Origin of the sequence: Halorubrum sp. F4, assembly GCF_027257195.1 — an archaeon.
Lineage (GTDB): Archaea > Halobacteriota > Halobacteria > Halobacteriales > Haloferacaceae > Halorubrum.
In genome coordinates, this window is the sequence record NZ_JAPDFS010000003.1 from 457028 (window position 1) to 476644 (window position 19617).

20 protein-coding genes and 1 tRNA gene are annotated in these 19617 nt (G+C 69.4%); 6 read left to right on the forward strand and 15 right to left on the reverse strand.

Features of this window, described 5'->3' with window-relative positions; genetic code table 11:
- Positions 1-243: 243 nt before the first annotated feature.
- Positions 244-834 carry a hypothetical protein gene (locus tag OKW78_RS10680; protein WP_281195147.1) on the forward strand — a complete coding sequence of 197 codons (591 nt, stop codon included), beginning with the start codon at positions 244-246 and terminating at the stop codon, positions 832-834.
- Between the two features lie 132 nt (positions 835-966).
- Here the strand turns inward: OKW78_RS10680 and OKW78_RS10685 are convergent, their stop codons facing one another.
- Positions 967-2613, reverse strand: coding sequence for an alpha-amylase family protein (locus tag OKW78_RS10685; protein ID WP_281195148.1), 1647 nt, complete (start codon positions 2611-2613; stop codon positions 967-969).
- A 108-nt stretch (positions 2614-2721) separates the two neighbouring features.
- Between OKW78_RS10685 and OKW78_RS10690 the strand changes: the two genes are divergently transcribed.
- The gene (locus OKW78_RS10690; RefSeq protein WP_122106544.1) at positions 2722-3033 is read left to right on the forward strand and encodes a hypothetical protein; all 312 of its coding nucleotides are present in this window, start codon (positions 2722-2724) and stop codon (positions 3031-3033) included.
- A 90-nt stretch (positions 3034-3123) separates the two neighbouring features.
- Here OKW78_RS10690 and OKW78_RS10695 read toward each other — a convergent pair.
- Both OKW78_RS10695 and OKW78_RS10700 read right to left on the reverse strand, forming a co-directional pair.
- A tRNA-Ser gene (locus OKW78_RS10695) sits at positions 3124-3208 on the reverse strand.
- Between the two features lie 27 nt (positions 3209-3235).
- A complete protein-coding gene (locus OKW78_RS10700) occupies positions 3236-3697 on the reverse strand; it encodes an HNH endonuclease (RefSeq protein WP_281195149.1) in 462 nt (153 codons plus the stop codon).
- Between the two features lie 231 nt (positions 3698-3928).
- On the opposite strand from OKW78_RS10700, the gene OKW78_RS10705 reads away from it, so the two are divergent.
- Positions 3929-4891: a MoxR family ATPase gene (locus tag OKW78_RS10705; protein ID WP_281195150.1), complete on the forward strand. Its 963-nt coding sequence runs from the start codon at positions 3929-3931 to the stop codon at positions 4889-4891.
- Between the two features lie 33 nt (positions 4892-4924).
- On the opposite strand, the gene pyrE is transcribed toward OKW78_RS10705, so the two are convergent.
- The 9 genes from pyrE to OKW78_RS10750 all read right to left on the reverse strand — a co-directional run bounded on the left by pyrE (position 4925) and on the right by OKW78_RS10750 (position 14574).
- The gene (pyrE, locus tag OKW78_RS10710) at positions 4925-5473 is read right to left on the reverse strand and encodes an orotate phosphoribosyltransferase (RefSeq protein WP_281195151.1); all 549 of its coding nucleotides are present in this window, start codon (positions 5471-5473) and stop codon (positions 4925-4927) included.
- Between the two features lie 117 nt (positions 5474-5590).
- Complete coding sequence (gene kdgK1 / locus OKW78_RS10715) at positions 5591-6556, reverse strand: bifunctional 2-dehydro-3-deoxygluconokinase/2-dehydro-3-deoxygalactonokinase (RefSeq protein WP_281195211.1); 966 nt, start codon at positions 6554-6556, stop codon at positions 5591-5593.
- 104 nt (positions 6557-6660) lie between these two features.
- Positions 6661-7242, reverse strand: coding sequence for a hypothetical protein (locus tag OKW78_RS10720; RefSeq protein WP_281195152.1), 582 nt, complete (start codon positions 7240-7242; stop codon positions 6661-6663).
- The gene (locus OKW78_RS10725) at positions 7239-8699 is read right to left on the reverse strand and encodes a DUF58 domain-containing protein (protein WP_281195153.1); all 1461 of its coding nucleotides are present in this window, start codon (positions 8697-8699) and stop codon (positions 7239-7241) included. The genes OKW78_RS10720 and OKW78_RS10725 overlap by 4 nt, the downstream gene beginning before the upstream one ends.
- Positions 8699-9355 (reverse strand): hypothetical protein, encoded by a 657-nt coding sequence (locus tag OKW78_RS10730; protein ID WP_281195154.1) that lies wholly within the window; start codon positions 9353-9355, stop codon positions 8699-8701. Before OKW78_RS10730 ends, OKW78_RS10725 begins: the two co-directional genes overlap by 1 nt.
- Positions 9355-10308, reverse strand: a complete 954-nt coding sequence (locus tag OKW78_RS10735; protein ID WP_281195155.1) for a DUF4129 domain-containing protein — start codon at positions 10306-10308, stop codon at positions 9355-9357. The genes OKW78_RS10730 and OKW78_RS10735 overlap by 1 nt, the downstream gene beginning before the upstream one ends.
- A gap of 92 nt (positions 10309-10400) precedes the next feature.
- Positions 10401-11477, reverse strand: a complete 1077-nt coding sequence (locus OKW78_RS10740; RefSeq protein WP_281195156.1) for an MBL fold metallo-hydrolase — start codon at positions 11475-11477, stop codon at positions 10401-10403.
- 95 nt (positions 11478-11572) lie between these two features.
- Complete coding sequence (locus OKW78_RS10745) at positions 11573-12595, reverse strand: nitrogen regulation protein NR(II) (RefSeq protein ID WP_281195157.1); 1023 nt, start codon at positions 12593-12595, stop codon at positions 11573-11575.
- 116 nt (positions 12596-12711) lie between these two features.
- Positions 12712-14574 (reverse strand): acetyl-CoA carboxylase biotin carboxylase subunit, encoded by a 1863-nt coding sequence (locus tag OKW78_RS10750; RefSeq protein WP_281195158.1) that lies wholly within the window; start codon positions 14572-14574, stop codon positions 12712-12714.
- Positions 14575-14656: 82 nt separating this feature from the next.
- Here OKW78_RS10750 and OKW78_RS10755 point away from each other — a divergent pair, with 82 nt between their 5' ends.
- Positions 14657-14881: a hypothetical protein gene (locus OKW78_RS10755; protein ID WP_281195159.1), complete on the forward strand. Its 225-nt coding sequence runs from the start codon at positions 14657-14659 to the stop codon at positions 14879-14881.
- 38 nt (positions 14882-14919) lie between these two features.
- Here the strand turns inward: OKW78_RS10755 and OKW78_RS10760 are convergent, their stop codons facing one another.
- The 3 genes from OKW78_RS10760 to OKW78_RS10770 all read right to left on the reverse strand — a co-directional run bounded on the left by OKW78_RS10760 (position 14920) and on the right by OKW78_RS10770 (position 17699).
- Positions 14920-15204: a hypothetical protein gene (locus tag OKW78_RS10760; RefSeq protein ID WP_281195160.1), complete on the reverse strand. Its 285-nt coding sequence runs from the start codon at positions 15202-15204 to the stop codon at positions 14920-14922.
- Positions 15204-16748, reverse strand: a complete 1545-nt coding sequence (locus OKW78_RS10765; protein ID WP_281195161.1) for an acyl-CoA carboxylase subunit beta — start codon at positions 16746-16748, stop codon at positions 15204-15206. Before OKW78_RS10765 ends, OKW78_RS10760 begins: the two co-directional genes overlap by 1 nt.
- A 129-nt stretch (positions 16749-16877) precedes the next feature.
- Positions 16878-17699 (reverse strand): SDR family oxidoreductase, encoded by an 822-nt coding sequence (locus OKW78_RS10770; RefSeq protein WP_281195162.1) that lies wholly within the window; start codon positions 17697-17699, stop codon positions 16878-16880.
- A 230-nt stretch (positions 17700-17929) separates the two neighbouring features.
- Between OKW78_RS10770 and OKW78_RS10775 the strand changes: the two genes are divergently transcribed.
- On the forward strand, positions 17930-18568 hold the full coding sequence (locus OKW78_RS10775; RefSeq protein WP_281195163.1) for a 50S ribosomal protein L1: 639 nt from the start codon (positions 17930-17932) through the stop codon (positions 18566-18568).
- Positions 18565-19605 (forward strand): 50S ribosomal protein L10, encoded by a 1041-nt coding sequence (locus OKW78_RS10780; protein WP_281195164.1) that lies wholly within the window; start codon positions 18565-18567, stop codon positions 19603-19605. The genes OKW78_RS10775 and OKW78_RS10780 overlap by 4 nt, the downstream gene beginning before the upstream one ends.
- The last annotated feature ends 12 nt before the right edge of the window (positions 19606-19617 follow it).

A 19617-nucleotide genomic window follows, 5' to 3' on the forward strand; every position in this document is an offset into this window, starting at 1 on the left:
CTCCACAACCCGCACAGCACCGCACCTCACGCCTCCCCAGCCTCGCCACTCGCGCGTTTCACGCGCTCGTGGCGTCCCTCGCGGGCTCCTCGTGCCCTCTCGGGCACTCGGAGGCGCGCCACCGCTCAGGCGATCGCTCGTTGCTTCGTCTGTACTGAGCGATTGAGGGTACAAAAATATCAATTGCTAAGGATTCCAACAAAGCCAGAAATCCCTATATTATGTGGATTTCAATACTAATCTGTGATACCCCCATCTATTCCTTGGATTGAGGTGATTAGATTTGGACTGCTAATTGCTGCGGCCGGATTCTCATTCTTAATTTGGAGATGGGCTCAAATAGATAGTCGGAGAGACCGTGAAGAGCTAATAAGAAATCGGTACGTTACTTCTGATGTTATTTTCCGCATCCCTGAAGACGCAACCGTAAATGACACTCATTATGAATTCTCTATTTATATGGTTCGTGTTAAAGAGGAAAGTGGTTGGAGAAATTTCATTCGGAAAATCCTTCGTGCAGACTTCCATGGCACCACTGTATTCTCAACAAGTGGATTACATGATAAAGGACGAGATTATATGCGAAGCCAAGCTGTAACCCCTTCTCCTCCAGGAACCGCTCCACCAAAACAAAAAGAACCCCAATTACCAGATCGCCTCACGAAAATAACTGAAAGCAAGGAATATGTAGAATTGGGATTAGAAGACGATGATCTATCAGTATCAGATAACAGTTTTACTCTTAAACTACAGACGGCAGACCCAGCAGAAGTTGATGAGCAAATTGAGACTATATTTGGATTAATTAACGACATCTATAATAACTCGGATTAGTGCACTCATATAGCAGAGTCAAATCAGAGTGCACCCGGTGTGAGACTTGCGCCCTATACTGACCGCCCCCGGATGACTTCCGAGGCGTACGGACGGTCGTCTGACGCTCGATCCCTCGAACGGGTCCCCGGCTTACCGCTTCTCGCCGCGCAGCCAGACGTACTCGTGTGCGTCCAGCGTGACCGTGACGCCGCCGTCCACGACGCGATAGCTCCCGCCTCCGACGACGCGTTCGGCTGCCGCGGGTTCAACGTCGAACCCGAAGACGGCGTCGCGGGGCTCCGCGGCGAAGTTGTGGACACACAACAGGACCTCCCCCTCGTGGTCGAAGCGGTGCGCCCACACCTCCTTGGGTTCGGCGTCGACGATCCGGAAGTCGCCGCGAGCTATCTCCGGGCAGCGGTCGCGGGCGCGTGAGAGCTCGCGGACCCGCGAGAGGAGCGAGTCGGGATCGTCGCGCTGGGCCGCGACGTTCACCCGGTCGTACGCGTACGGCCCCTCGTCGACGACCGGGTTGTAACAGTCCGCCGGATCGGCCGTCGAGAAGCCGCCGTTCTCCGAGTCGTCCCACTGCATCGGCGTGCGGACCGCCTCCCGCTCCGGCAACGAGAGGTCCGCGCCCATGCCGATCTCGTCGCCCGACTGGAGCGCGACGGAGCCGGGAAGCGAGAAGAGCAGGCTGTGAGCCAACGCGATCCGGTCGGGGTCGCCGTCGTACAGGTCCGCGAGCCGGAGCCGGTGGCCCCGTTCGAAGATCCACGAGTCGCCCGCGTCGTCGCCGAAGTACTCGCGGGCGTGTTCGAACGCCTCCTCGGGCAGCTTCAGCAGGTTCCACTCGTCGTGGTTCCGCAGGAAGTTCACCCAGCCGCCGACCCCGCCTATCTCGGGGAGGATCTCGTGGGCTCGGTAGAGCGGCCACGCGTCCCGCACCCCGACCGCGTACGTGAGGTGGGCGTTCATCACGAAGTTGAACTGGAGGTGGAACGCCTCGCCGTCGCCGAAGTAGTAGTCGAGGTTCGCGGGCTCGTCGTCGGCCTCGGCCAGCAGGACGGCGTCGGACTGCTCGGCCTCGACGACCTCGCGCATCCGCTTGAAGAGGTCGATGGGCTCGTCGAGCTCGGTGTCCTCGAGCGTCGTCGCGTTATGCCCCTTGGGCATCAACATGGGGTGGGCGGCGTCGATCCGGAAGCCGTCCGCGCCCTGGTCGAGCCAGAAGCGGAGCACGTCGTACAGCTCCTCGCGGACGGCCGGGTTCGCCACGTTGAGGTCCGGTTGGTGGCCGTAGAACTGGTGGAAGTAGTGTTTCCCGGCGACGTCGTCGTACGACCAGACGCCGTCCTCGTACTCGGGGAAGATGTTGCCGCGGTGGTGGGCGTCCTCGAGGTGGCTCGTCCAGCAGTAGTAGTCGTGGTACTCCGACTCGGGGTCCTCGCGGGCACGCCGGAACCACTCGTGTTCGTCCGAGGTGTGGTTGAAGACGAGGTCGGTGAGCACGCGGATCCCGCGTTCGTGTGCGCGCTCGGCGAACTCTCGAAAGTCCCCGAGCGTCCCCAGCCGCTCGTCGACCGCGTAGTAGTCGGCGACGTCGTAGCCGTTGTCCCGCAGCGGGCTCGGGTAGAACGGGCGGATCCAGACGGCGTCGACGCCCAGGTCGTCGAGGTACGCCAGCCGGTCGATCGCCCCCTGGAAGTCGCCCCACCCGTCGCCGTCCGAGTCGTCGAACGTCTTCACGTCGAACGAGTAGATCGTCGCGTCCTCGTACCACTCGGGCTCGATCATGCCGGTCGTTATGGGGGCAGGGGGTGTGATTCCTTTCGATCGCCGCGGTCGCTCGCCGCTCCCTCTCGTCTGACGGGGTTTTTAATCGATGAGCCCCCAGTATCGGTCGTGAGCGTCGTCGTCGCGGTCAAACCGTCCGCGCGCAAGCGCAACGCGAAGGTGGGGCGGCTCGTCTTCGAGGACGGCTCCCGCCACGCGTTCGAGAGCCGCGCCGCCGCCGAGCGGTGGGCCGACGACCTCTCGACGGGCGACGGCCACGTCTGGGTGGCCGCCGCTCACCCCCGAGACGGCGACGTCGCCGACCTCTATCTGGTCTCGCGGGCGACGAACGCCAAGCTCGAGGCGGCCTACGACAAGCGCCGCCGCCGGCTCCGCGGCGACGCCGACCGCGAACAGGCGTCGCTCGGGAATCCGCTCTGATCGGGAACCCGTCCTGCGATCGTGGACGAAAACGACCGTGACACGTCGACGGCGAGACGCGTCGCCGTCGACGTGAGGGTCGAGAGAAAGCGCCGAGGCGGAGATTTGAACTCCGGTGTCCGAATGGACAGTAGATTTCGAATCTACCGCCTTGGCCAGGCTAGGCTACCTCGGCTCGTCTCCGGGTTCGACGGTTGCGATGTTATGGGTTTCGATCGTGGTTCGCTCGGTCGGACGTCGATGATCCACAAACGATCGAACGGAGCCCCTCGAGTATCTCCGGTCGCTCCGTCGCTATCTCTCGAACCTCCTTGTGGGCTTTGCTGTGGCAGTCGAGACAGAGCGTGACGAGGTTCTTCGGATGGTTCGGTCCGCCGGCCGCGAACGGGATCAGATGGTGGATCTCGAAGTTCGGTCCGTCGGTTCCCCGTTCGGAGACATCGATGCCGCATCGCTGGCACGTGTGTTCGTCGCGCTCGATCACCCGCTGACGAACCGATCTCGTGAGTGATCGTGATTCGGAGATGCTCTCGGCATGAACGACCTTGTGGTGTGCGCGCATTCCGGGGACGCTCGCGAACGTTTCTCCACAGAGCGGACATCTGGCCGGGTCGTCCCTTTCGACGAGGCTCTCTCCATGGGCCAGCGTATGGTGTGCCTTCACGTCCACCTCACGCGAGAAATCGTCCCGTCCACAGGTCGGACACTCGTACTCCGTCATGGGTCGGTACTGACACACGTCCCTCGAGACCAAGGAAGTACTGGTGGTCGGACGCGCGGATCCGACGGAGACGCGCTCTTCGGTGACCGGCCGTTTCGTCCCGGCTCGTGTCCGAGAGATGGGATCGCTTCGACCTCGGACAACCCTTTTGTCGTCTCCCCCGCTGGCGGTGGTATGGACGTCCCCGACGCGGCCGACGCCTGTGCCCGCGTGATCGACGAGATCGGGTCCGCGGTCGTCGCCGACCGAGAGTTCCTCGAACGGGTCACGCTCGGGATCATCGCCCGCGGCCACGTGCTCCTGGAGGATGTGCCCGGAACCGGAAAGACCCTCTCGGCACGGTCGTTCGCGACCGCGCTCGGCTTGGAGTTCTCGCGGATCCAGTTCACGCCGGACCTCCTCCCCTCCGACGTGACCGGCACGAACGTCTTCGACGAGCGGGACGGCACCTTCACCTTCTCGCCGGGGCCGATCTTCGCGAACGTCGTGCTCGCCGACGAGATCAACCGCGCCCCGCCGAAGACGCAGGCGGCCCTACTGGAGGCGATGGAGGAGGGTCAGGTCACCGTCGACGGCGAGACCCACGACCTCCCGACGCCCTTCTACGTCATCGCGACGCAGAACCCCGTCGAGAGCGAGGGCGCGTTCCCGCTTCCGGAGGCGCAGCTCGACCGGTTCATGATCAAGACGTCGCTCGGCTACCCCGACGAGGTCGGCGAGGTGGAGATCCTCCGCCGGCGGGCCGGCCGCACCGACCGGAGCCCGACGGTCGAGCGCGTGCTCGATCCCGCGGACGTGACCGACCTCCGGACGGTCCCCGAGACGGTCCGCGTCGACGACGACCTCCTCGCGTACATGGCGTCCGTCGTCCACCGGACCCGCGAGGACCGTCGCGTCGAGGTGGGCGTCTCCCCTCGCGGGACCCAGCGACTCTTCGAGGCCGCCCGCGCGAACGCGACCGTCGCCGGCCGGGACTTTCTCACTCCCGACGACGTGAAACGCGTCGCGGAGCCGACGCTCGCGCATCGGCTCGTGTTGACGCCGGACGCGACCGTCAACGACGTGTCGAAGGCCGACGTGATCGCCGACGCGCTCGACCGCGTCGCGGTCCCGACGGTGGAGTCGCCGGAGGCGTGAGGCCGGTCCGGCAGGGTCGAACCCCGCCCGAACTCACTCGGCGTCGCGGTCCGCGAGCAGCTCTGACGCCGTCAACAGCGACTCCAGTTCCACGTCGTGGTCGGCCAGCAGCTCCGCCGCGCCCTCCTCGCGGTCGACGACGACGAGGACGCGGTTCACGGTCGCACCCGCCTCGCGGAGCGCCTCGACCGCGTCGACGGCGGACTGCCCCGTCGTCGCGATGTCCTCCAGGACGACGACCTCCTCGCCCGCGTCGAGTCGCCCCTCGATCCGGTTGCCGGTGCCGTACTCCTTGGCCTGCTTGCGCGCGATGACGTAGGGTCGTCCGAGCTTCTCGGCAGTCACCGCCACGAGCGGGACCGCGCCGAGCGCGACGCCCGCCAGCTTCGCGTCCGTGTCGGCGAGCCGGTCGGCGAACGCGTCCGCGATCCGCCCCAGACAGTCGGGGTCGGTCTCGAAGAGGTACTTGTCGACGTAGTAGTCGCTCGTGCCGCCGTGTGAGAGCTCGAACTCGCCGAACTTCACGGCGTCGGCCGCTCGCAATGCCGCGATCAGCTCGTCCCGTCGATCGTCGTCGGTCATTGTGCGATCCGGATCGCGGAGCGATTATAAAGCGGTCGGAACGGTCGGCGGCGGTGCCGGTCGTTCTTTCTGGTCTTCTTTCCGGTCGTTTCTCCCGATCGCTCCTGCCTGCCACTCTTATCGGTCGATCCCGGCGTCGCCCTCGATGACGCGGTCGACCTCCTCGGGCGTCACGACCGCGATGTCGCCGCCGACGGTGCGTTTGAGCGCCGCGGTCGCGGCCGCGCGTTCGAGGGCCGCGGGCACGTCGCCGCCGTCGATCCGCTCGGCGAGGAAGCCGGCGACGAACGCGTCGCCGGTGCCGATCGCGTCGAACGTCTCCGCCTCGAAGACGCCCTGCTCGTGGACCGACCCGTCCCGGAGCGCGAGCGCGCCGCCGGTTCCGCGGGTGACGACCACGCACTCGAGATCGTGCTCGGAGGCGAGGCCGTGGGCGATCTCGACCGCGTCGCCCTCGCGCTCGAGCACCTCGTGGGCGTCCCGCTGTGGAACGAACAGCACGTCGACGTCCGTGAACAGCGCCTCGTAGGCCTTCCGGGCGGTTTTGGGGTCCCACAGCTTCGAGCGGTAGTTCAGGTCGAACGTCCGGGTGACGCCGGCCTCGCCCGCCGTCCGCAACAGCGATCGCGTCGTCTCCCGGGCCGTCTCCGAGAGGGCCGGCGTGATCCCCGTCGTGTGGAAGTAGTCGGCCGACTCCAGCGCGGCCGTCGGCAGCTCCGCGGGCTCGACCGTCGTGATCGCGGCGTCCGCGCGGTCGTAGATCACGTCCGTTCCCCGCGGCTCGCCGCCGTGTTCGAGGTAGTAGGTCCCGACGCGGCTGGCGTCGGCGGCGGCCCACGCCACGCCGGTGCGGACGCCGTGGCTCCGGAGCTCGCTCACGATCCGGCGGCTGAGCGGCGACTCCGGGAGCTTCGAGAACCAGACCGCGTCGGCACCGAGCCGCGCCGCGCCGACCGCGACGTTGCTCTCCGCGCCGCCGGCCTGGACGTCGAGCTCGCGGGTCCGCTCCAGTCGCTCCCCCCGGGGCGGGGAGAGCCTGAGCATCGTCTCGCCGAACGTCACGAGGTCCGTCACGCCGACCACCCCGTCGGCGCGGTCGCGTCGGTGTCCATGCCCGCTCGTCGGCCGCCCGGTACAAAAGCGACGCCGATCCGAGGTCGTCGCGGTCGGCCGTCGCTCCGTCCCGCTCACCGGAACGCCGACGCCAGGACGACCCCGCCGAAGCACAACAGCGCGAGCGCGGCGATCGGCTGTCCGCCGGCCGCGACGACGTACGTCCCGTAGACGACCACGGCGGAGAGCGTTCCCACGAGCAGGGACGTGCCGGCGTGGACCGCCACGTTTCGGCGGGTTCGGGCCTCCCTTCCCACCTGGCGACCGATCGAGAGACCGTGGTCGGCGACGTCCCACGCGACCGCGAGCGCCACGCCGGCGGCGAGGAGCGGCTCCGCGCCGCCGCCGAACTCCGCCGCGAGCGCGATCCCGCCGATCCCCGCGGCGGCCCCCCACGACAGGACGCGCGCGGACCCGAGAAGCGAGCCGACCGCGAGACAGACGATCGACGCCCCGACGACCGCGCCGCCGGTCGGCGCGGCGACGAGCGCGGCGGCCGTCGCGACCGTCGCGGCGACGAGGCTCGTCACGACCGCGAGGAGCGGCGGACGCGTGTCGCGCTCGTGGCCCTCCTCCGCCCCGGAACCGCGGCTCTCGCTCGTCTCCGGTCCACGCTCCCCGCCCGGTTCGATCCCGCGGCTCCCGTTCGCGCTCATCGCGACCACCGTCCGTTCGCGCCCGCGACCGCCGCCGCGAACGATCGGTCACCCCACTCGACCACGCGGATCCCCGCGCCCCGCAGCGTCCGGATCCGCTCCCGGCGCTCGACCGCGGCCAGCCTGCGACCGGGCGTGGCCGTCGACCGCGACGACGACGCGGTCGGGTCCGGCGAGAGGACGGTGACGAGATGGCCGTACGCGTCGAGCCGGCGCGCGGTGTCGACGGCGACGTCGTCGACGAGCGGGGTGAAGAACAGGACCTGGGCGTCGCCCGGAAGCCGCCGTCGGAACCGACGGCGCCACAGGGTTCGGTAGAACCGGTCCTCGGACGGCGTCGGCGCGAGCGCGGGGTCCGTCGCGAGCGTCTCGCGACCTCGCACGGCGTGGTCGGTTCCCGCGCCCGGCGGCAGCCAGCAGTCGAGCGGCGACATGGCCGCGATCCCGACCCGGTCGCCGCCGGCCAGCAGCGCGGTGAACACGGCCCCCGCGGCCTCGACGCTCGCCTCCACCGCGGTGTCGGCATCGGGCCTCTCGGCGACGTACGCCGGCTCGCGGGCGTCGACGAGCAGGACGACCGTCGCGGCCCGCTCCTCGCGGAGCTCCAGCGTCGCCAGCTCGCCGGTCCGCGCCCGCCGGTTCCAGTCGACCCGCTTGAGCGGGTCGCCCCGGCGGTACTCGCGGGTGGCGTAGAACTCGACGCCGGACCCGCCCACGTCGGTCGGGACGCGGCCGTGTGAAACCGTCGTCAATCCCCGAAGCGGGAGCTCGCCTCCCGCGGCCAGCTCCGGGGTACACGTCAGTCGGGTCGGCGTCTCGAGCTCCGTCAGGCGCTCGCGGGAGCCGGCGGCGTTGCGGACCACGGCCCGTGTCGTCCCCCACTCGTGGTCCCCGCGGCTCGCGCGGACCGCGTACGAGAACGTCACGCTCGCGCCCGAACGGAGCGCGGTGGCGACCCGCGCGGGACCGTCGACGACCTCGAGTCCGGGCGGCACCCCGTCGACGAGCCGCAGGTCGAAACACGGCGCGTCGCCGACGTTTCGTGCACGCACCGTCACCGTCACGGCGTCGCCGGGGTCCGGCGTCCGGTCGCTCACCTCGCGCTCGACCGCGAGTTCGGCCTCGTCCGCCTCGCCGAGGCGTGCGTACAACCCGTACCCGACCGCCGCGGCCCCGACGAGGACGGTTCCCGGCTGCCTGAGCGCGATGCCGATCCCGACCAGCGTGAGCGCGACGCCCGTGACCCCGACCCACCGCCCCGTGTCGAACGCGCGAAGCGCCCGGCGTTCGGTCGGCGAGTCGCGGTCGGGGGCGCCGTCCCCGCCGTCCCCACGGTCGGTGGCGGCGGAGCTCGTGCCGTCATCGGTCGACGTGGGATCGCCATCGTCTCCGACGTCCCCGTTCGGTTCCGTCGCCGTGGTCGTCGTCGGATCGACTCGGTCCCGTTCGGCCGCCATCATCGGCTCCTCCCCGTTCCGCCGCCGGTTTCGCTCCGCCCGCCGCCGGTTTCGCTCCGTCCGTCGCCGGTTTCGTTCCGCCCGTCGACTCGCTCTCCGTTGGCGTCGATCCCGGTCGTCGCCCGTTCGAGGGCGTCGACGGCGGCGGTCACGCCGATCCGGAACGTCGACCTCCCGGGCAACCCGCCCCGGATCTGATCACGGAGCGGGTAGGCGGCCGACCGCGAGAGGAACGCCGCGGCGGTGCGGTCGTCGGTCCAGGTTCCCTCCTCGACGAGTTCGACGGCGCGCTCGCGCGAGCAGTTCCGCTCCCGGACGACCGTCCGGACCGCGGCCGCCCGCACCCGCGACCGCACGTCGTCACGGACGGTGCGGCCGCGACGCCGACGGACGGACGCCGCGCGAGCGACCGTCGCGTCGAAGTCGGCACCGGGGACCGCCGCCCGCTCCCGTCGCTCGGGCTCGCCGAGGTCGGTCGATCGTCGCTCTCGACCGCGGCGCGCGCTCGCGTACCGGACGCCCTGGAGGACGCCGAGCAGGCCGACCAGCGTGACGACGACCCACGAGAAGTCGAGCGTGCTCGCGATCCCCCGATCGACGGCGACGAGGAAGCCGGCGGCGACCGCCGCGATCCCGACGGCCGCGAGCGGTCGCACTACGGCTCACCCCCGTGTTCAGCCTCGATGCGGCGGAGCGCGGCCGCGGCCCGTCTCTCCCGGTCATCGGTCGGGTCCGCCCCGCCGTACCGAACCTGCTCGAAGACGTCGGTGAGCTCCGAGACGGGCTCCTCGTCGACGCCGGCCTCGACCGCGGCGGCCGCGAACTCCGTCGGCGTCGCGGAGGCGGGACGGTCGATCTCGAGCGCCTCGGTCATCTCGCGCCACGCCCGGTACACCCCGTTTTCGCCGGCGTCGCTCTCGATCCGATCGGCCGCCTTCCCCGCGGTCCGTGCGAGCTCTGCGAGGTCCGGATCCGTCGGGTCGGGTTCGGGCTCCGCGGGTCCGCGGCTCCCGGGAGGCGTCTCGTCGTCGCCGGCGGCCGCCACCAACACGAGGAGGCTGACGAGGATCGCGAGGACGACGACGGCGAGAAACACCGCCTCGGGCGTCGAGACGTTCCCGGAGCCGCCGGCGAGCCCCGATCCCCCGCCGCCGCCCGCCGGGAGCAATCCCTCCTCCTCGCCCGCGAGCCCGAGGTCGAGCTCGCCGGGCGTCACGGGATCACGGCAGCTCGAGAGGCCGTACCACACCACGCCGACTGGGAACCCGACGGTGCCCGCGACGACGGCCGCGGCGAACCGGGATCCGGTATCGCGATACGCGAGCGCGCCGATCACGAGCAGGCCCGCCGCGAGGAGCAACAGCGCCGACGGGCTCCGGAGGACGGGATAACAGATCGGCGGCAGCGCCAGGACCGTCGGCCCGCCCGACGTCTCCGAGGGGCTGACCTCGCCGGGGTCGTCGTTCGGGCCGGCGCCGCCCTCGACGCCGCCGCTGAACCCGCCGCCTCCGTCGACGGCGACCGCGGAGTCCAGCGTCGCGGCCGCGATGCCGAGGGCGACGACCGCGAGGAGGGCGAGGAGGGCGGTCGAGAGAGTCTCCCGCTTCACGACGGTAGATGCGCGCTCGCGCGGGAATAGCTTTCGGCGAGGGCGGCGGGCCTCCAGGTCGGCGGAGGGGAGGGGTCAGCCGGGCGATCGGGTCACCGACTCGCCGCGTCGAGCGCCGTCGTCGGGAACAGATCGGCCACGACCGGGTCCGGATCGAGGAGGCGGTAGGCGACCCCGTCGCGCTCGAGAACGCCCGCGCGCTCGAGGTGATCGAGGTGCGCGAACGCCTCCCCGGGGCCGTGAAGCGTGTGGATCTCCTCGAGGTCGCCGAACAACGCCGCCGACACCTCCCAGGCGGTGGCCGGTCCGGACTCCAGGACGTCGAGCACCCGCCGGGTGCGGTCGCGGTGGTGGTCGAGGATCTCCGCGGCCCGCCGGCTCGGCTCGTCGATCCGCTCGCGGTGGCCGGGGTGCGCGGCGTCCCAGTCCCGCTCGACCATACGCACGAGGCTACCGGCGTAGGCGGCGAGCGGCTCCTCGACCCGGACGTCCGCCCCGCCGACGTTCGGCGTGTACCGTGGGAGCAGCGCGTCTCCGGTGAACGCCTCCGTCGGCGACCTCGCGTCGCCGGCGTCCGTGCCGTCGTCTCGACCGCCGCCTCCGCTGACCTCGCGGACGGGTTCGTGTCCCGGAACCGTCCGCGGGTCGAACGCGAACGCGCAGAGCCCCGCGGTGTGTCCGGGCAGGTGGACCGACTCCAGTTCCACCCCGCCGAGGTCGATCGTCTCGCCGTCGACGATCGGCGTCACGTCGGCCTCGCGGCCGTAGATGTCGGTTCCCTCCCGCTCGAAGAACGCCGTCAGCCGCTCGCGCGCGTCCGCCGGCATTCCCCAGCGCTCGAACGTCTCGCGCTGGGCTGCCGGATCCGTCGCAAAGGGCCGTTCCCGGCCGTCGACGAGCGGGGCGTCCGCCTCGTGGACGTACACCGTCGCGTCGCCTTCCGCCTGGATCTCGCCGGCCAGTCCGGCGTGGTCGGGATGCCAGTGTGTGAGTACCACCGCGTCGACGTCGGCGAACTCGACGCCGTGTTCCGCGAGCCCCTCCCGCAGGTCCGCGCGCACCGACGGGACCGCGACGGCGGTGTCCACGAGCGTCGTCCGGTCCGCCTCGATGAGGTAGGCGTCGTTCTCGCCCTCGAAGACGGTGTTCCCGAGTTGGATCCGTTTCACGTCCGTCGATCGAGGGGACCCCTATTCAGGATTGCTACCGCGGGGGCGATCGCCGGGAGCCGCCGCGGACCGTTCCCCCTCCGCCGGCCGCCGATTCACTCCGCGGGCTCGACGCCCCGGACCTCGAAGCGTGCACCGCCCCCGGTTCCTTCGGTCACGTGAACCCCCCAGCCGTGCGCCTCGGCGACCTGTTCGACGATGCTCAGGCCGAAGCCGGTGCCTCCCTCCACGGTGGTGTAGCCGCTCTCGAAGACCGCCTCGCGATGGTCCTCCGGGATCCCCGGGCCGTCGTCCTCGAGGTAGAACCCGCCGTCGGCGAGAGCGCCCACGGTGACGGTCACCTCGTCGCCACCGTGTTCGATCGCGTTTCGGATCAGGTTCTCCAGGAGTCCCTCGAGCCGGCTCTCGTCGGCCGAAAACGCGAGGTCGCCGTCGACTCGCAGCGTCGCGTCCCGGGTCGCGACGTTCCGCCAGGCCGCTCGGGCGATCGCGGCGAGTTCGACCCGCTCCGCCTCGTCCAGCTCGTCGCCCGCCCGCGCCAGCGTCAGGAGGTCGTCGACGAGCGACCGCATTCGGTCGTGTGCGCGCTCGATGTCGTCGATCTGTGATGAGTCACACTCCTCGCGGAGGAGTTCGAGCCGCCCGGTCGCGACGTTGAGCGGGTTCCGAAGGTCGTGTGAGACGATGCTCGCGAACTCGTCGAGCCGCTCGTTCTTCCGCCGGAGTTCCTCCTCGTTCCGTTTCCGGTCGGTGATGTCGCGGATGACGCCGACGCGGTCGATGCCGTCGTCCTCGGGGACCCGGGCGAACCGCATCTCCACGGGGAACGTCTCGCCGTCGGCGGTCTGAAAGTCGTACTCGATCACCCCGACGTCGCGGTCGCCCGCGTCGACCGTCTCGCGTGCCCGACGCGCCTTCCTCGCCGCTTCGTCGGTTGCCCACTCGTAGATGTGGGTCCCGAGGAGTTCCTCGCGACCGGTGTTCTTCATCTCGGCGTACCGGTCGTTGACGTAGACGATGATCCCGTCCGGGTCGACGGCGTAAACGCCGTCCTCGAGCGATTCCAGGACGGTCTCGTACCGCCGTAGGTCCGTCTCCTCGCGTGATCGATCGGTCATTCCCGGCTCGATCCGTACTGTGGCCCTACGGGATATAAAAGGTCGTCCGCGTGGCGGCGAGCGACACGTCGATCGTCGAGCCGTCCCCCGCCGCCACGCGAGTCACCGCCTACCGATCACTCGAGGACGACCAGCACGTCGCCCATGTCGGCGCTGTCACCCTCCGCGACGTGAACGCTCGCGACGGTGCCGCCGCGATCGGCGACCACGTCGTTCTCCATCTTCATCGCCTCGAGGACGCAGACCACGTCGCCGGCGGCGACCTCGTCGCCCTCCGCGACGTCGACCGAGAGGATCGTCCCCTGCATCTCCGCTTTCACCGCCTCGCCGCCCTCCGCGACGTCGACGCCGCCGGAGTCGTCGTCGCCCGCGTCGGTCGCCTGCGGGGGTCGCTCTCGGCGGCCGCCGCCGGGTCCACCGGACCCGCCCGCGGACGTCGGGATCGCCGGCGCGCCGCGCTCCTCGAGGTCGACCTGGAACCGCTTGCCGTTCACTTCGACGGTGAACTCCCGTTGGGTCACCTCCACGTCGCCGTCCTCGTCGTCGCTCGAGGATCCCGACGCCGTCCCCCACCGCTCCTGTGCGTCGGCGATCCGGTCCGGATCGACCTCCTCGTCGAGGTACTTCGTCGTGTGCGTGCCCGCGAGGAACCGGTCGTCGGAGAGCATGAGCCGGTGGAACGGGACGATCGTGACGACGCCCTCCAGGTCGTACTCGGCGAGCGCGCGCCGCGAACGGACGAGACACTCCTCGCGGTCGTTCCCCCACACGATCAGCTTCGCGATCATCGAGTCGTAGTCGGTGACGAGCTCGTCGCCCTGCCGCAGCGCGTCGTCGACGCGGACGCCGATCCCGCCCGGCGGGTCGTAGGTGTCGAGCCGACCCTCGCTCGCGGGCTGGAACTCCTCGGCGGCGTTCTCGGCGTTGATCCGGAACTCGACGGCGTGGCCCGAGAGCTCGACGTCGTCCTGTTCGATCGAGAGCCCCTCGCCGCTCGCGACCCGGAGCTGTTCTTTCACGATGTCGATTCCCGTCAACGCCTCCGTCACCGTGTGTTCGACCTGTATACGGGTGTTGACCTCGAGGAAGTAGAAGGGCGTCTCGGGGCCGAGCGGGTCGTCCGGGTCGCGGTCGGGGTCCTCCTCGACGAGGAACTCGACGGTCCCGGCGTTGGCGTAGTCGGCGGCGGCGACGCCGCGGCGGGCCGCCTCGCCGATCCGCGCGCGGAGCTCGTCGGAGAGCGCGGGGGAGGGGCCCTCCTCTATCACCTTCTGGTGGCGGCGCTGGAGCGAGCAGTCGCGCTCCCCGAGGTGGACGACGCCGGCGTCGTCCGCGACGACCTGGACCTCGACGTGCCGCGGCGTCTCGAGGTACCGCTCGAGGTAGACGGAGTCGTTCGAGAAGTACGCCTCGCCCTCGCGTTTGGCCGACTCGAGGGCCTCCTCGGCCTCCGCCGCCGCCTCGACGATCTTCATTCCGCGGCCGCCGCCGCCGCCCTCGGCCTTGATCGCGACCGGATAGCCGTGTTCCGCGCCGAACTCGCGGACGGCCTCGGCGTCGGTGACGGGCTCCGTCGTCCCCGGGACGATCGGTACGTCCGCGTCGGCCATCGCTCGCCGGGCGTGCGTCTTCTCGCCGAGCCGCTCCATCGCGTCGCTCGAGGGGCCGATCCAGGTCACCCCGTCGGCCGCCTCGACGCGCGCCGCGAAGTCGGCGTTCTCGGCGAGGAAGCCGTAGCCGGGGTGGATCGCGTCGGCGTCGGCCGCGCGCGCGGCGTCCACGACCGCCTCGCCGTCGAGGTAGGAGTCGGCCGCGCGGGCCGGACCCACGTTGTACGCCTCGTCGGCGTAGCGAACGTGGCCGGCGTGTCTGTCCGCGTCGCTGTAGACGGCGACCGTCTCGACGCCCAGCTCCTCACAGGCACGCATCACGCGGACGGCGATCTCGCCGCGGTTCGCGACCAGTACCTTGTCGAACATTCCTGTCGGCCCGTTCTCGGAAAGCGCACCTCATTCTGTCGGTCCGAGACGGTTAAGAGGGATCGGGGCCGGATCCTCGGATATGCTCTCGGCAGGGAACCCCTACGTGTTGCCGTCGGTGCTCGTCGGCGCGGCCGTCTACCTCGGGCTCTCGGCGCTGACCGACGCCTCCGTGCTCGTCCGCGTGGGCGTCCTCGTCCTCATCGCCGGCGTCCTCCCGGTCGTCGTGAACCGCGTCGTCGGGGCGGTCCGCGGCGGGAACGCGGCCGACCCCGAGATCGATCCCGACCCCGACCCGGAGGAGTGAGCGACCGGGAGCGGGACGGGCGACCGGTCCCCGGGGGCTCAGAACCGGTCGAGCCGGCCGGCGGCCGTCCACGGGTCGGAGGGCACGGTCTCGGGAACGCGAGCGCGACGGCCCCGAACCGACTCCAATCGCCCGGCGAACCCCCAGCGGTCTCCGCGCCAGTCGGCCTCCTCGTCGTCGGCCGCGGCGGCCGCGGCCGCCTCGCAGTCGCGGAGGTGTGCGGCGACCGCGACCGCGATGGCGGCCGCCTCCTCGTCGGCGGCGTCGTCGGGGATCGACAACCCCCCGATCGGGGCCTCCTCCGCGGGCGTGTCGCTCGCCATCAGATCGGGATGTTGCCGTGTTTCTTGTCGGGCCCCTCCGCGCGCTTGCCCGTCAGCATCTCCAGGTCGTCGATCAGGCGGGCGCGGGTCTCGGTCGGTTCGATCACGTCGTCGATGAAGCCGCGGTCGGCCGCGGTGTAGGGGTTCGCGAACTCCTCGCGGTACTCGTCGATGAGTTCCTGCCTGTGCGCCTCGGTGTCCTCGGCGGCCTCCAGCTCCTCGCGGTAGAGCACGTTCACGGCCCCCTTCGGGCCCATCACCGCGATCTCCGCGGTCGGCCAGGCGTAGTTGACGTCGCCGCCGATGTGTTTCGAGGACATCACGCAGTAGGCCCCGCCGTACGCCTTCCGGGTGATGACCGTCAGGAGCGGGACGGTCGCCTCCGAGAAGGCGTACAGCAGCTTCGCGCCGTGGCGGATGATCCCGTCGTGCTCCTGGTCGGTTCCGGGCATGAACCCCGGCACGTCCTCGAAGGTGAGGATCGGGACGTTGAACGCGTCACAGAAGCGGACGAACCGTGCGGCCTTCTGGCTCGACTCGATGTCGAGCGTGCCGGCGTTCACGCGGGGGTTGTTGGCGACTATCCCCACCGAGCGGCCGTCGAGGCGGGCGAAGCCGACGACGACGTTCTTCGCGAAGTTCTCCTGGACCTCGAGGAAGGAGCCCTCGTCGACGACGCCGTCTATCACGTCGTGCATATCGTAGGGCTTGCGAGGCGCGTCGGGGACCACCTCGGTCAGCGACTCGTCGGCGCGCTCGGGGTCGTCCCACGGCTCGACGCGCGGGGGGTCCTCGACGTTGTTCTGCGGGAGGTACGAGAGGAGACGAGCGATGTCATCGAGGGCGTCCTCCTCGCTCTCCTCGGCGAAGTGGGCGACGCCGGACGTCGAGGTGTGGGTGACCGCGCCGCCGAGCTCCTCGAAGGTCACCTCCTCGCCGGTGACCGTCTCGATCACGTCCGGTCCGGTGATGAACATGTGGGAGGTGTCCTTCACCATGAACGTGAAGTCCGTGATGGCCGGCGAGTACACCGCGCCGCCGGCGCAGGGGCCCATGATCGCCGAGATCTGTGGGACCACGCCGGACGCCTCCGTGTTTCGCCGGAATATCTCCGCGAAGCCGCCGAGCGAGGCGACGCCCTCCTGGATCCGTGCGCCCGCGGAGTCGTTGAGCCCGACGACGGGCGCGCCCACGTCCATCGCCTTGTCCATCACCTTGCACACCTTCTCGGCGAACACCTCGCCGAGGGAGCCGCCGAAGACGGTGAAGTCGTGGGCGAACACGAACGTCTTCCGACCGTTCACCTCGCCGTATCCCGTCACCACGCCGTCACCCGGGATCCGCTGTTCCTCCATCCCGAACGTGTGGCTCCGGTGGGTGCGGAACCGGTCGAACTCGTGGAACGTGTCGTCGTCGAGGAAGTAGTCGATCCGCTCGCGGGCCGTCATCTTTCCCTTGTCGTGTTGGGCGGCGATCCGCTCGTCGCCGCCGCCCTTCGCGGCCCGCTCGCGGCGGTCCCGGAGGTCCTCGATGCGGTCGTCCATCGTCACGCAGGACCACCCTGAATCATTACCTCGTGGGTCGACGAGCGGCGTCAAAAGGGTTCCCCTATCCGACGTTTTCGGGATCGACGAACGTCGAATCCCATCGCGACCGCGTCGGGGTACGCCGTCTCAGATCCAGGACGCGCCCTCCTCGATGGTTTGCTCGCCGAGGTCGGTTACGGTCCGGCGAGGGAGCACGCGGGTGAGTTGGGCCGCATACGAGGCGAACCCGGACGGAAGGACGATCCGCTCGCCGTCGCGGAATCCGTTCCAGCCGGCCTCGGCGACGCTCCGCGGATCGTTCGTCACGCCCGACATCGTGCCACTCTCGTCGACGTTTCCCCGTTCGGCGTACTCAGTCTCGACGACGCCGGGGCACAGAGCGGTGACGGTGACTCCCTCGTCCTCGACCTCGTGGGCGAGCGCACGGGAGAAGGAGAGCAGGTACGACTTCGTCGCGCCGTACACCGCCTTCCCGGGAACCGGATAGAAGGAGGTGAGCGACGCGGTGTTGAGCACGCCGCCTCGGCCACGCTCGACCATTCCGGGAACGAACAGCTTCGTCAGCTCGGTCGGTGCCGTCACGTTCACCCGGAGCATGCCCCGTTCAGCCTCCCGATCCGTTTCCGTGAACTCCCCGTACAGCGGGACGCCGGCGTTGTTGACGAGCACGTCGACGTCGATCCCCGCGTCGCGGATCGCCTCGTGGAGTCGATCGGCCGCGTCCGGTTCGGCGAGGTCCTGTGCCACGACCGTGGCCGACACGCCGTGTTCCGCCTCCGCCATTCCGGCGACCTCCTCGAGACGCTCCTCTCGACGGGCCGTGAGTACGAGGTCGTATCCGTCGGAAGCAGCCATATCAGCGATCTCACGGCCGATACCGCTCGATGCCCCCGTCACGAGTGCCGTTCGCGTTGACGTGTCACGATCCATCGTGTCACGTTCTGACATGTTACAAGGATCGGAACGGCGATACGAAAGCGTTGGGGGGGCTCTGGGGCCGTACCATGTCGGGATCGTACCGTGCTGAGGCCGTACCGAACCGATACGGGGACGTGAGCGATTCGCACGCTGAACGTCGCTTCGACGGTTTTAAGCGTCCGATGGGCCACTCTCCGATGAGACAGGCTTCGCCTGTTTCACTGACCCGTAGGAGCGACCTGCGTACTACGGAGGTGAAAATGGCAGACACAATACAAGAGGCCGTGACCCTCGCACTCGATGAGGCCCCCGAGCGGAACTTCCGCGAGACGGTGGACCTCGCCGTCAACCTGCGAGACCTCGACCTCAACGATCCGTCGAATCGCGTCGACGAGTCCGTCGTGCTGCCGGCTGGAACTGGACAGGAGACACGCATCGTCGTCTTCGCGGAGGGCGAAACCGCCGTCCGCGCCGCCGAAGTCGCCGACGAGGTCCTCGACGGCGAGGACCTCGCCGACCTCGGAGACGACGACGACCGCGCGAAGGACTTGGCCGACGAGACCGACTTCTTCGTCGCGGAGGCCAACCTGATGCAGGACATCGGTCGGTACCTCGGTACCGTCCTCGGTCCGCGCGGCAAGATGCCGACTCCACTACAGCCGGACGACGACGTCGTCGAGACAGTAAACCGGATGAAGAACACGGTGCAGCTCCGTTCCCGTGACCGCCGCACGTTCCACACGCGCGTCGGCGCGGAGGACATGTCCTCGGAGGACATCTCGAGCAACATCGACGTCATCATCCGCCGACTCGAGGCCGACCTCGAGAAGGGTCCGCTCAACATCGACGGGATCTACGTGAAGACCACGATGGGTCCCGCGAAGGAGGTGCCCGTATGAGCACCGTCCGCAAGACCGAGACGATCCCGCAGTGGAAACGCGAGGAGGTCGACGAGCTCGTCGAGTTCATCGACTCGTTCAACTCCGTCGGGATCGTCGGCGTCGCCGGCATCCCGAGCCGCCAGCTCCAGGCCATGCGCCGCGAGCTTCACGGCTTCGCGGACGTCCGGATGAGCCGCAACACGCTCACCGTCCGCGCGCTGGAGGAGGTCGATGAGGGCGTCGAGGAGCTGACCGAATACGTCTCCGGTCAGGTCGCGCTCATCGGTACCAACGACAACCCCTTCGGACTCTACAAACAGCTCGAGGCCTCGAAGACGCCGGCCCCGATCAACGCGGGCGAAGTCTCCCCGAACGACGTCGTCATCCCCGAGGGTGACACCGGCGTCGACCCGGGACCGTTCGTCGGCGAACTCCAGACCGTGGGCGCGTCCGCGCGCATCATGGACGGATCGATCAAGGTCACCGAGGACTCGAAGGTCCTCGAGGAGGGCGAGGTCGTCGACGACGACCTCGCGAACGTCCTGACCGAGCTCGGCATCGAGCCGAAGGAGGTCGGGCTCGACCTGAAGGGCGTCTACTCCGAGGGCGTCCTCTTCGAGCCGGACGAGCTCGCCATCGACGTGGACGAGTACCGCGCGGACGTTCAGTCCGCCGCGGCCGCCGCGCGCAACCTCTCCGTCAACGCCGCCTACCCGACGGCCGCCACCGCCGGCACCCTTCTCGCGAAGGCCTCCGGCGAGGCGAAGTCGGTCGGGCTGTTCGCGGAGATCGAGAGCCCGGACGTCGTGCCCGACCTCATCGGGAAGGCCGACGCCCAGCTCCGCGCGCTCGCCGCGCAGATCGACGACGAGGAGGCGCTCCCCGAGGAGCTCCAGGGCGTCGAGGCCGCCCCGGCACCGGAGCCGGTGGCCGACGACGACGAGGAGGAACAGGCGGACGAAGACACGGAAGACGCCGAGGATTCCACCGACGACGACGCCGACGAGGACGACGGCGACGACGGCGGCGAGGGTCTCGGCGCGATGTTCGGATAACACGAGGTTACA